The 11,919-nt window shown below is 55.7% G+C and carries 10 protein-coding genes; 6 read left to right on the top strand and 4 right to left on the bottom strand.

What is annotated here, in order from left to right:
* Positions 1-20 precede the first annotated feature (20 nt).
* Positions 21-707 carry an RNA polymerase sigma factor SigZ gene (sigZ, locus tag PV407_RS08185; protein ID WP_332089422.1) on the top strand — a complete coding sequence of 229 codons (687 nt, stop codon included), beginning with the start codon at positions 21-23 and terminating at the stop codon, positions 705-707.
* Positions 708-1,665: 958 nt separating this feature from the next.
* Positions 1,666-2,463 (top strand): TetR/AcrR family transcriptional regulator, encoded by a 798-nt coding sequence (locus PV407_RS08180; protein WP_332089421.1) that lies wholly within the window; start codon positions 1,666-1,668, stop codon positions 2,461-2,463.
* Positions 2,464-2,543: 80 nt separating this feature from the next.
* On the opposite strand, the gene PV407_RS08175 is transcribed toward PV407_RS08180, so the two are convergent.
* Positions 2,544-4,091, bottom strand: a complete 1,548-nt coding sequence (locus tag PV407_RS08175; protein ID WP_332089420.1) for an MFS transporter — start codon at positions 4,089-4,091, stop codon at positions 2,544-2,546.
* A gap of 115 nt (positions 4,092-4,206) precedes the next feature.
* Here PV407_RS08175 and PV407_RS08170 point away from each other — a divergent pair, with 115 nt between their 5' ends.
* The 3 genes from PV407_RS08170 to wsfD all read left to right on the top strand — a co-directional run bounded on the left by PV407_RS08170 (position 4,207) and on the right by wsfD (position 7,375).
* Positions 4,207-4,896 carry an RNA polymerase sigma factor gene (locus PV407_RS08170; RefSeq protein ID WP_332089419.1) on the top strand — a complete coding sequence of 230 codons (690 nt, stop codon included), beginning with the start codon at positions 4,207-4,209 and terminating at the stop codon, positions 4,894-4,896.
* Positions 4,883-5,809 carry a hypothetical protein gene (locus PV407_RS08165; protein ID WP_332089418.1) on the top strand — a complete coding sequence of 309 codons (927 nt, stop codon included), beginning with the start codon at positions 4,883-4,885 and terminating at the stop codon, positions 5,807-5,809. The genes PV407_RS08170 and PV407_RS08165 overlap by 14 nt, the downstream gene beginning before the upstream one ends.
* Positions 5,810-5,917: 108 nt before the next feature.
* Positions 5,918-7,375, top strand: a complete 1,458-nt coding sequence (wsfD, locus tag PV407_RS08160; RefSeq protein WP_332089417.1) for a glycan biosynthesis hexose transferase WsfD — start codon at positions 5,918-5,920, stop codon at positions 7,373-7,375.
* A gap of 70 nt (positions 7,376-7,445) precedes the next feature.
* Here the strand turns inward: wsfD and PV407_RS08155 are convergent, their stop codons facing one another.
* On the bottom strand, positions 7,446-7,745 hold the full coding sequence (locus PV407_RS08155) for a hypothetical protein (RefSeq protein ID WP_332089416.1): 300 nt from the start codon (positions 7,743-7,745) through the stop codon (positions 7,446-7,448).
* 125 nt (positions 7,746-7,870) lie between these two features.
* On the opposite strand from PV407_RS08155, the gene PV407_RS08150 reads away from it, so the two are divergent.
* Entirely contained in the window at positions 7,871-8,215 is a 345-nt protein-coding gene (locus PV407_RS08150; protein ID WP_332089415.1) for a PadR family transcriptional regulator, read from the top strand.
* Between the two features lie 889 nt (positions 8,216-9,104).
* On the opposite strand, the gene PV407_RS08145 is transcribed toward PV407_RS08150, so the two are convergent.
* Positions 9,105-10,514, bottom strand: coding sequence for an extracellular solute-binding protein (locus PV407_RS08145; RefSeq protein ID WP_332089414.1), 1,410 nt, complete (start codon positions 10,512-10,514; stop codon positions 9,105-9,107).
* 428 nt (positions 10,515-10,942) lie between these two features.
* Positions 10,943-11,839 carry a helix-turn-helix domain-containing protein gene (locus PV407_RS08140; RefSeq protein WP_332089413.1) on the bottom strand — a complete coding sequence of 299 codons (897 nt, stop codon included), beginning with the start codon at positions 11,837-11,839 and terminating at the stop codon, positions 10,943-10,945.
* Positions 11,840-11,919: the final 80 nt, after the last annotated feature.

Raw genomic sequence — 11,919 nt, 5'->3', positions numbered from 1 at the left:
TCCTTTCCACCTTCCTGAAATTGTTTTACACTAATGGTGACGGAAGCAAAAAGAAGAGGACGCAAAATTGCGAAAAAAATGTTTGGGAAGGAGATCGTCGCCGGATGACTTTTGAACAACTTTGGGAGCAATACCACGATCACATCAGAAATTTCGTTCGGAATAAAACGCGTTCTCATCCCGATACCGAGGATATTGTTCAGAATGTGTTTGTAAAGGCGCACCGCCGAATGGGCGATGTAAGGGATGATCGGAAAATTCGTTCCTGGCTTTTCCAAATCGCCCGGAACAGCATTATCGATCATTTCCGCAAAGAGAAGCGGACCGAGGAACTGCAGGATCAGCATCCGATCGAAGACCGGTATGAGGAGCAGGATTCTGCCAAGGAGGCCGTCGTCGGTTTAAAAAACGTAATCCGGCAAATGCCGGATAAATATAGGGAAGTGCTCGAACTGTCCGAATTGAAGGGGTTGTCCCAGAAGGAACTGAGCGAGCAGCTGGGTATTTCCTACTCCGGAGCCAAATCCAGAGTTCAGCGGGGCAGGGAGATGCTGAAAGAAATGATGACCAGCTGCTGTGCCATAGAAGCGGATCGATACGGCAATATTATGGATTATCGGGTCGTATTGAAGGAATTGCCCCGATCGATAAAGAGAGGGAACGCGGCCGCCACTCGGAGGCTGAATTCCGGGACGACATTCGAATAGCGGAAAGGCAGCTAGATGGACCTAGTGCCGGCACGAAGCTGACGGAGAATGATGCCGTACGAATGACTTTTCGACCAAAAGAGGAGCTGCCGCGGCCAGCTCCTTTTGTACCTATTAAAGCGTTTATATGTTTTCGGGTTCTTTTTTTGGTCATCCTGCGGGGAGCGAGCAGCGCCTCTCGTTTCCGTATCCGGCGTATCCTAATCCAGCCGGGGGCCAACTGGAATCGAACGAACGGGAAAACCTCCCGTTAGCTCGCTCTCCTAGTGGCGTCGTATCGAAATACCTGGAAAAGCTCCGGTTAAAATGGCGCCGAATCGGCGAAAAGCGCGGTATGGACGAATATATCGGGACGTTTTCCTGTTGTTTTGCCCAAAAACGGGAAACGGCCGAAAATAGCGGTAGCATTTCCATCTCGTCTCCCGCTCCGCTGCCGTTTCGGCTTGCAAATAGGATCGGTTGTACAGAACGACTATCAGTTGTTCTGGAGGTCTTCTCTTAGGGATCGCCCGGCAACCGGGATCCGTGTCGGCCGATGCGGGATGGAACAAATCGTAGTATGCTTATCGGCGGAAAAAACGATCGTTTTTCAGGCTATCGAATCCGGACATCGCTATCCAGCCCAAAATGGAAGAAAACGATCCGATTTGCCGGCAATAGCGATACATACTGGAGTTCGTAAACCCATTCGCACCCCGCATTCGGCTCCGATAACGATAGCCGGGTTCGTCAGCCGTTTGTCCGAACAACTGAAGAACGATGACACCCATCATAAGAAACACACTCGCCGCGATGCCGAAAGCAACGGATCCGAGAGCGAAACCTTTATTATGCTATGCGGCGATCATTAACAGCAACGTGCCCGCTTCTTTTCCGATTTTTGCGCAGCTGTGATATACTGTTTATATAATAAACGATTTTGTGCAAGACGGCTTCGGACGACCAGGGGGTAGAACTGATGAGCAACCAAGATCTAACGCCGGAAGAAGCGGCGAAACTGCTTCCGGCCGGCGCGGCACTCGGCTGGGGATTGGTGAAGCCTCCGCAGCGCGGGCCCAAGCGGGAGATGAGCATCGATCAGATCGTGAAGAAGGCGATCGAAATCGCGGACAAAGACGGTCTCTCCGCCGTCTCGATGAACCGGATTGCGTCGGAGCTCGGTTTCACGGCGATGTCTATCTACCGCTACATTCCGAGCAAAGACGATCTGTTACTCCTCATGCAGGATGCGGCATGCGATATTCCGCTGCCTCCGGAGCGACCTCCGCATGAATGGCGGGAGAGCTTGCGCGAGTACGTGATGGGCACGATCGGCGTGTTTCGCAATCATCCGTGGTACGCGGACATCCCGATCTTCGGCATTCCGATCGCGCCCAACAATCTGCGCATCGTCGATTGGGCGCTCCGGCCTTTGCGGGACATGCCTCTGAACGATTACGAGAAAATGTCCGTCGTTCTGCTGCTGAGCGGTTACGCCCGTTCTTGCGGGATGCTTCAAAGGGACATCGACCGCGCCATTCAGGCCGGCTCCAGCGAGGAAGAGTTCAGCGGGCTCAATTATTCGGCGGTGCTTCGGGTTTTGGTCAAGTCGGACCAATATCCGGACCTGCATCCGCTCGTCATGTCCGGCGCCTATACCGGCGAAAACGAAGGCGAAAACACCGTCGGCAGCGATTTGGAATTCGGGCTGGAACGGATTTTGGACGGGATCGAGCAATATTTGAATCGGAAAAGGACGGAAGGAACGGGCAAATAAAGCTTCCCCCTCGAACGAATAAAATAGGCTGCTTCCAAGGTTGATTCCCTGGAGCAGCCTTATTCATTTCAGTCTCGGTCTTACGCCGCGGCGCTAACGGCCGTTTTCCTCTCGCGAAGCAGCACGACCGTTGCTGCGGCGGCCAGCAGCAGGATGACGCCGGAGACGAGACAGGTGACGTGCATGGCGGTCATGAACGCTTCCCGGGAGGCGTCCATCACCCGGGACGCGGCTTCCGCGGGCAAATGCCTCGCGGCGGCCGAAGCGCCGGCAATGGTTTGCCCGGCTGCGCGGGCCGCTTCCGGCGCGAGCTCCGCGGGCAGCAGAGGAGAGACGGCATGGCGGTAGACGGCCGCGAGGACGCAGCCGAGAATCGCGATACCGAATGCGCCTCCGAGCTCGCTGGACGTTTCGATGAGACCTCCGACGGCTCCCGCGCGGTCGGCCGGTGCGACGCTGACGACATAATCGGCGACGAGGGTCATGACGGAGACGATTCCCGCCGCGACCAAACCGGCTCCAACGAGCATGACGACAAGCGGCGAGAAGCTTTCCAGGCGAACCTGGGTCAGTACGCCGAATCCGATCGCCGACAACGCGAAGCCTCCGGCCATAACGCGCGGCCTCCCGTACGTGAGGGACAGCTTGGCGGCCATCGGCGCCGCCGCCCCGACGACGATCGAAGGCAGTACGCTCCAAAGGGACGCGACGAACGGGGAGTAGCCGAGAACCGACTGAAGGAACTGGGTATTGATCAAGGCGCTCGCCATGAGCGTGAACGTCGCGATCAGGTTCACGAGGATCGAACCGCCGGTTCGCCGCTCCGCCAGCGAACGAATATCGATCAAAGGGTTTTGGATGGCCAACTGGCGCCGCGCGAACACGATACCGGCGAGCGAGCCGGCCGCGAGCAGAACGGCGGGAACGATCGCCCAGCCGTCCTCCGCGAGTGTTTTGACGCCGTAAATAACGGGAAGGATGGCTGCGAGTGCGAGGATCGAGCTGAAAAGATCGACCCGGCTTCGCACGGCGCTGCGGGACTCCGGCAGCAGGAACGGCGCGGCGACAAGCAGCAGCGCCATCGCCGGAATATTGATAAGGAACACGGCTCCCCAGGAGAAAGAGTCGAGGAGCAGGCCGCCGATAATCGGCCCGACGGTGACGCCGCCGGCCATGACGGCGCTCCAGATCGACATCGCTTTCGTCCGCTGCGCCGGGTCTTGGAACATCGTGCGAACGAGAGCCAACGTCGACGGCATGAGGGTCGAGCCCGCAATCCCCAATATTCCGCGGGCCAGAATCAAGGTTTCGGCCGTCTGGGCGTACGCCGCGAACAACGAGCTTAGAGCGAAGCCGACCGAGCCGATCATCAACAGGCGTCGGCGTCCGATTCGGTCGCCGACGGCGCCCATCGTCAGCAGCAAACCGGCAAGGACGAACCCGTACACGTCGAAAATCCATAATTGTTCGGCGGCGGTCGGCTGCAGATCCGCGGCAATGGCTGGGGCGGCGAAAAACAGGACGGAGACGTCCATCGATACGATCATGAGCGGGAGACACAAGATGCCTAGTGCGGTCCATTCTTTGCGGCCGGCCGGTTTGGCCGTTGTAGGGGGCGTGGCGGTCATGAAATCCTCTCCTTATTGTTTATGATATAAACAGTAATTTTTGTACACAGTATATTATATAAACAGTATATGGTCAACACAAATATGTTAGAAGTGAAATTTGAAGCGGAACCGGATGGGCCAAGGCCGCAACGTGCATTTCCAAAAAAAACATGTCACAAATCGAGGACTTGGTTTGTTATACCGGGTGCAAGAGGGGAACGCGAAAGGAGTGCTTATGAAATCGGGTCACGACAACGCGCCGTTGTCCGAGGCGGAAATGGAGCGGATTATCCGGCGCATTCAAGACGGGCAGCAGGAGCCGTTCCGCCTTCTGGTTCAACAATTCCAGCGCCGGATTCACGTCTATTGTCATCATATGCTGGGCGATCGGCAGGAAGCGGAGGACGCGGTGCAAGATATTTTTATCAAATGCTATTTGCATATAGGCCGTTTTACGGAGAACGTTTCCTTCTCGGCCTGGCTGTACCGAATCGCCTATAACCACTGCATCAATTTGCTGAAAAAGCGCAGCGCCTGGTACAAGTTATTCCGTTTATACCGACAGCACCAGCAGCAGCAACAGCCGACCGCCTATGGCGCACCGGACTGCAGCGATGTTGTCGGACAGTTACTGGGCCCGCTTTCGTCCGAAGACAGGAATCTCATTTTGATGCGGGTCGTCGACGGATGCAGCTTTGAGGAGATCAGCCAAGTGATCGGTTGTAAACCGGCCGCCGCGCGCAAAAAATACGAGCGGCTAAAAAAACGGCTGAGGCCGCTCTGGTCTCGGTATATGGAGGGAATCGAGAATGAAACCGAATGATGTGTCGCCGGAAGCGGGCATGATGTGCCGTATCAAAGAGTCGGTCGTCGCGGCGAATCCCCCGGAACAAGACTTTTCCGACCGCGTTATGAAGCGGATCGGGCAGTCGGGGAGTATGCCGTCCAGCCCTCGCCAAGCTCCCGCCGTCGCCATGAAGCGGGCGGCTGTCGTCTTTTGCGTGGTCGGTCTGTTGAGCGGCTTTTCGTATGCCGCCATCGAATGGTTGGATTTAAAGGATAAATCGGGAAATTCCGTCATGGAGGTCCGAGGTACGGACGTGAAAATTCCCGCTTGGCAATCCGACGTTCTGAAGGAGGTAAAAAAGCAAATCGCTCCGGGCGAGTCGGCCGTCGTCCACTTCGGGAGCAAGGAGGAGATCGTCAAGCGGGAAACGGATGATATTTTGTGGGTGACTTCGCCGATCGAATACCGCGATCCTGACGCGTTTAGTGCCGCCGTACGAGGACCGCTCGCCGATAGCCGTCTTTCCGTTCGGCCGCCGGACGGTTTCGAATTCGAAGCCGGCTACCTGTATATGGATTCCGAACCGCAGAGCCCGAATGAGGACCGTCTCATATTTGCGAAAACGCCGGACGGCAAGGAGTATGCCTATGGCGTGAGGAAGCCCGGAAGCGGAATTCAGTCCGTTTCATTGAAGTTCAAGAAGGACGGGCGGGAAATCGACTACAACATCGCCTTTTTAGGAGAAGTCGGGAAGTCCAACTATTTTGTCGAGAAGCCTTCCAAGGAGCTCGTTGCGCAGGTGGGGGACACGGAAGCGTATTATGACAATCATTCTTTGATCTGGGTGGAAAAAAGCGAAGGGGGCTTTTTGAGATACAGTCTCGCCGGGTCCGCCGCCACGAAGGAAGAACTCGTCGAGTTCGCCCGCGCCATACGGCCCGCTGGATGATGCGGGTCGGAGCCGCGGGCCGTATGGAGGCAAAGCGGCGCCCGGCTCCCGAAATAGGCGGATGCAGCGTTCCGCCTCAAACCGAAATGGGGAAGTGTCGAAACGTACATGAGAAAAATGATTAGAGCCGAATGGTTTGCCGTACTGGCAGGCCTCAGCATACTTGTCTATTCGTTATTTACCGAACCGTTTATCGGCGTTGCGGACAACGGGGATTTTTTGCGGGTGATGGGGACCGTCGGATTGAACTACGGATTGCCGGACGAGTCTTACGAGGACCGCTTTTTCGGATATGCTCACCGGTATTTTTCGTACGACCGTTTTTTTCAAGGCTTTTATCCGTCCACGCAAATCATTTTGGTTGCCGCGGCGCGGCTGATCGGATCGGTTCGGGATCCGTCCTCCTTCGATATTCGGGTGCTCGGGGCTTTATTTTCCGTGCTTCTGCTCGCGGCAACTTATATCATCGTTCGCTACAATACATACAAATCGAGCGCAGTCGGCGTCGCGCTTGCGATTTGCATGCTGTTCGTATTTTTCGATATCGGCTATGCGGCCTATTTCAATTCGCTGTTCGGCGAGCCGGTCTCGTTTGTGTTTTTGCTGCTTTCGGCAGGCTTCGGCCTATGTCTGCTCAATCGGGAGAAGCCTTCGAGAACAATAATCTGGCTTTATTTCGTTTCGGTCTTTTTCCTGGCCTGTTCCAAAATCCAGAACGCCCCGGCAGGCATCCTGTTCGCCGCACTGGGTCTCCGCTTTATGACGCTTCGCCATGAGCCGAACTGGCGCCGTTTAACGATCGGATTGTCGGCTTCGATAGCGGTCGTTTCGGTCGTGATGTATGCGGCGGCTCCGAAGGGACTGAAGAACATCAATCTGTATCAGACCGTGTTTTACGGGATTTTGCACGGATCTCCCGATATAGACGGGGATCTGAAGGAGCTCGGTTTGCCCTCGCACCTGTCCGTGCTGGCCGGCACGAACTATTTTCAGACGGATACCGCGATTAAACAGGATGCGCCTTCAATGAAACCGGATTTTTATGACCGGGTTTCGCATCGGGATATACTGCTGTTTTATGTGAAACATCCGTCGCGCCTGATTGACAAAATGGAGTTTGCAGCGAGCAACAGTATGAGCATTCGGCCCTACTATTTGGGCAATTATTTGAAGCAGGAAAACAAACCGTCAGGCGCGATGGCTTACGGCTACAGCGTCTGGAGCGAATTCAAACATACGCAAATGCCCCGGTCGCTGCTGTTTATATCGGCGTTCTATGCGATCTATTACGCCGTCGCCATCTTCGAATACATTCGTCGCCGGGATCGGATCAGCCGGATTCGGACGGAATTGATGATGCTGATCGGCTTGGTTGGCGCAATCGGTTTTTTGATGCCAATCCTGGGCGACGGACAGGCGGATATCGGGAAGCATTTATTTCTGTTTAACGTCTGTTTCGATATGATGCTCGTCGTATCCGTCATCTGGTTGGTTTATCAGCTGGCGCATTGGAGCGCCCGAGCCTCCGGTCGCGCAGGCGGCGACGCCAGGGCGGTCCGAAGCTGAATACGGATATTGACGTCAGGATCAACGATCATGAGCTCTCCGAAATTCGGACGGGCTCATTTTCTTGTGTTCAATCGTTCGGGTTCACTTTCTCCGTACAAATTAGACTCATGGCCCAATTGATTGCCAGCAGAGCGATCCATATAAAGAAAAACTCGTACATGCCTTCCCTATCCCCGCTTGGGTGATACGTGTAATAAGCGATACGTTCGATCAACTCTCTGATTGATAAGAAACCGAATAGCACATGCAAAATGATGAAGAGTCCTCCTGCTTTCCATTTCGAATAAAACATCAAGCCCATCCCCGGGAAAATCATGGACAACGCTCTTGCCGTTCTTTTCGAAAACTCGATTTCTTTGTAGTCCATATCTTAATCCACCTCACGAGCTGAGCATTCATTTTTTAATACGCTTCCATGGCTTGGAAAGTTACGGGTACAAGCAGCGGTTCCTATTGACGCAATACGATATATCGTATTGGGGAGTGGTTGATATGAGATTTCACGATCATCGTACATGGCAAGGACGGCATCCGCACCGGAACAGGGATACGGAAGGCTTTCGGGATCTGTTCCAAAAATACCGTCATGGCGGACCGCGCGGCCGTTTTGGGAGGCGCGGGGAGGGGAAGCGTTTCTTCGAGCGCGGGAAGTTCAAATTCGCTTTGCTTGAACTGCTGGCATCGAAACCGATGCACGGGTATCAGTTGATTAAGGCGATGGAAGACAATACGGGCGGGTTGTATACGCCAAGCCCCGGCTCCGTTTACCCCAGGCTCCTTCTTCCAGGCAGGCGGCGGAATTTCAGGAGCTCATGGTTCCCTTTCAGGACGAATTGAAGCGAATTTTGGATTCGATGCCCAAAACGACGGAGGCCGGGGATCCGGCAGCCGTTCCTCCGGCGGATGCCCCCTCGCAAACGGACGACGACAAGTAATGTTCGGAAAGAAAAAGAAGCCCAGTCCGGGCTTTTTTTTATTAAAGTGTTATATCTTTCCGGGCAGCGCCTCTCGTTTCCGCGTCCGGCGTATTCGAATCCTGCCGGGCCACTGGAATAAAAGCGAACGGGAAAACCTCCGGTTCATTCGCTCTCTTGGCGGCGTCGGTTCGAAATACCTGGAAAAGCTCCAGGTAAATTGGCGTAGTATCGGCGAAAAGCGCGGTTTGGTCGAAATTAGCGGGACGATTTCCCGTTGTTTTGCCCGGAGACGGGAATCGACCGAAAATAGCGGGAGCATTTCCATCTCGTTCCCCGCTCCGCTGCCGGTTCGGCGTGCAAAATGTTCGGTTTGCACAGAAAAGACCGCCCGTCCCATTTAGCGCCGAAGCCGGAGCGGGTTTCCTGCTGTCCGGCGGCGGGATACGGCGGGCGATACCAGCTCGTACGATCTTCGCCGGCGTCGTAGGGAGTTGGAGCGGGGGACGAGCATGAGGCGGCGGCGAGACAGACCAGGTTCCAAATGAACGGACACGGCGGCCGCTAATGAGCCTCATTTCGGCCTATTTATTTTCTAACGGACATAGGCGCATCTATTTGGCGAAAAACCCCCTTTTGGACGGCGGTTCGGGGCAAATAAGGGCAATGATGTCCGATTGGAAAACGGCCGATTTTCGCGAAATAAGCGCCGTGGCGTCCGTTACGTTTCGGAAGCCGACCGTTTTCGCTCATCCTCGAAATACGTCGACAGCCGTTTTTCTTGTGGCGAACGGCGGCTTTCGAGCGGCTTCCTAGCCGTCTTCGGGCGGCGGAGCGAACGATTGCTCCAGCTTGGGCAAAATCGTTTCGAGCTCCTCGAGCTGAGACCAGTACAGCTTCAACGACTGCCCCATCCGCAGCAGCAGCTCGGTCGGAAGGCCCAGCGTCGACGCGAAACGGAACGTCGGAATGATGTCGCGGTACATATGAAACCGGTACGGCCGGTTCGCGACATTGTCTTTATCCGGTCCTCCGACCCATTCCGCCGCCCGCTTCAAGCCGGGAATGCTTAACGTATTCAATCGAATCAGCATTTGGTTCCGGTAGGATACCAGATGCCGAACGAACAGCTTGGCCGCCGCTTTATTGCCGGAACGGGCGTTTACGGCGAGCGCGATCGCTCCGAGCAGCGTTTTCGCTTCCTTGAACCGGGGCAGCGGCGCGATATCGTAGGCGAACGGGGCGTCGCGGAAGTCGTTCAGGCTGTCGTACGTGCACAAGATCATCGACACGTTGCCGTTCAAAAACAAAGCGTGGGCGTCGCTGTCGTTTTCCGACAAAAAGACCGGGAACAGCTTCGGGTCGCGGACAAGGTCCCTGCACAAGGACAACGCTTCCTTCGCTTTCGGATCGTCCAGGACGTACCGGTCTCGCCCGTCTTTGCCGAAGACGACGCCGTTTTGCAGCAAAAAAATCGGCCATCGGTTGCCGGACGGGAGATGGAAATAAAAGCCGAACCGGTCGACGCCGTTGGACAGCTTCCGCCCCGTTCCGCGCAAATCTTCCCACGTCCACCCGCTGTCCGGCTCGGGAAGCTCGTTTTCCAGAAAATGCTCTTTGTTGTAGCACAGGATGACCGGCGTAAAGACGAAAGGCAGCGCATAAAGCTCGTCTCCTCTGCGGAACGGCCCTTCGAGAAACGGATAAATCCCGTCGACCGGCGGAAGAGGCTCCAGCAGGCACGACGTTTCGTCCGGATCGGCGTAATATTCGAAATCGTGGGCGTTGATCGTAACGACGTCCAGCTTGTCCGTTTGAAGCCGTTCGTAGTTGCGCTCTTTGTCGTACTGGTGGGAATACGGGATCGCCTGAACGCGTATGGTCGGGTGAAGCCGATGAAAATCGTCGATCAAGTCCGGTAAATTGATTTCGTGCACGAGCTTCGGGTAATGGGCGAATCGCAGCAGGACGGTTTCGCGATGGACCGAGCCGACGATGCGCGCTCCGATGCGCGGAACTTTCTCGATGAAGCCCTCGTTCACGAGCTGCTCCAGTCCTTTGCGAACCGTTTTTTTGCTGAGCCGGAACTGCTCGCAGAGCGCCAGCTCGGAGGGCAGGAAATCGCCGACGGCCCGCGTGCCGGCGACGATCTCGTCGCGCAGCGTGTCTACCATATGCTCCAGTCTCGTTCTGGCGCCGGATCGTTTCGAAGGTGCGCTCACCGTAAAATCACTCCGATTGTGTCTGGTTCACTTTGGTTTACCGGCTAATTATACCCGATCCCTCATCGATTGTCATGTTCGTCGGCGGCGCTCTGCCGAAGCCGCAGCCGATCCTTGCTACGGACCGCAATAAATTGAACGTCAATCGAAACAATCTCCTATAGTTCTTTCGCATTCCGCTCGATATAATCCAAGTGTAAGGCGCATATCCGTACATGTTTCCGAGCTCCGGCATTATAGTCAGGTGCGTATGGATGAGCAATTTTATGCGATATGCGCGACAATATCGACCGCAGCCGAAATTGGCCCGAATCGATTGCGGAAGGGACGGTGTTGCGTTTAAACGGAACGTATGTTCGCCTATGGATAGGGGCATACATGACTGTAAGTCCGGCCCGATCGACTCATCCGACCGGCGCGCGCCCCCGTCATTTCTCGATGCGCAGCGCGTGCGCGGACTCCGGTCCGAGACTGCGCCGGTATTCGCTCGGCGTCATGCCGACGAGCGTTTTGAACACTCGGATAAAGTAATTGCCGCCCTCGAAGCCGGTTTCGCGGGCGATCGTCTCCATCGTCTTGTTCGTCTGGGCGAGCAGGGCGGACGCTTTCTCGATGCGGATTTTGCGCAAGTAGTGCATCGGCTGAATGCCGGTTTTGCTTAGGAAGACGCGGCTGAAATGGTATTTCGACAATCCGGCGGCCGAGGCGATATCGTCCAGCGACAGCGGGGCGGCGTACTGCGACTGCATGAGCCGGATGGCGGTGCGGACCGGTTCGGGCGAGTCTTTGTACGGAACGACGTCGCTGCCTTCGAAGATCCGGTTCAGCTCCAGCACGAACCGGTACAGCTGGGACGAGACGAAATATTTGTCGAGCTCGGCGTTGCGGCAAACGAGCGAATACAGCTCGCTGATGCACAAAAACGGCTCCAGCTGGCCGGCGAACGGCACGACCGGTCCGAACCGGTCGATGAGCGAGTTCCAATGCCGGATCGCATCCTCGCCCCGCACGGCGATAAACAGAAATTCCCAGGGGCCCGACGCCGCGTCGTAATAATATTCGTGGTCGCTCGGCAGCGTGCACAGGAAGCCGCAATGCTTCGGCACGACATATTCGCGGTCGCCGAAACGGATCGTACCCTGCCCGGACAGCGTGAACTGGAAAATCGTTCCTTCCCCGTCCGTCCGCTTCAGTCCGTCATACCGGTATTCGGTCGAAGAAACGCTCTGCCAGCCGATGCCGACGAGCCGCATGCTGAGCGTGGACGGAGTCAGGTAGCGGAACTGGAACGTCTTGCGGTCGCATTGCTCGTGCGGAAACAGCAATCACATGCACCCCGATTGTAACCGTTTGCTTAATGTCATCAACAGTATAGCAGATTCGGACGTTTTTGTAAGATCGTACG

It is taken from the genome of Paenibacillus sp. GYB003, from assembly GCF_036577625.1.
Classification (GTDB): Bacteria; Bacillota; Bacilli; order Paenibacillales; family NBRC-103111; genus Paenibacillus_AB.
The sequence above is the reverse complement of the archived record's forward strand: the minus strand, read 5'-3'. Positions and strand labels throughout refer to the sequence as shown.

Bases quoted from the DNA above. Each gene is read 5' to 3' on its own strand.
- PV407_RS08180 (WP_332089421.1), top strand. From the start codon at position 1,666: ATGAGCAACCAAGATCTAACGCCGGAAGAAGCGGCGAAACTGCTTCCG.
- PV407_RS08175 (WP_332089420.1), bottom strand. From the start codon at position 4,091: ATGACCGCCACGCCCCCTACAACGGCCAAACCGGCCGGCCGCAAAGAA.
- PV407_RS08170 (WP_332089419.1), top strand. From the start codon at position 4,207: ATGGGCCAAGGCCGCAACGTGCATTTCCAAAAAAAACATGTCACAAAT.
- PV407_RS08165 (WP_332089418.1), top strand. From the start codon at position 4,883: ATGAAACCGAATGATGTGTCGCCGGAAGCGGGCATGATGTGCCGTATC.
- wsfD (WP_332089417.1), top strand. From the start codon at position 5,918: ATGAGAAAAATGATTAGAGCCGAATGGTTTGCCGTACTGGCAGGCCTC.
- PV407_RS08155 (WP_332089416.1), bottom strand. From the start codon at position 7,745: ATGGACTACAAAGAAATCGAGTTTTCGAAAAGAACGGCAAGAGCGTTG.
- PV407_RS08150 (WP_332089415.1), top strand. From the start codon at position 7,871: ATGAGATTTCACGATCATCGTACATGGCAAGGACGGCATCCGCACCGG.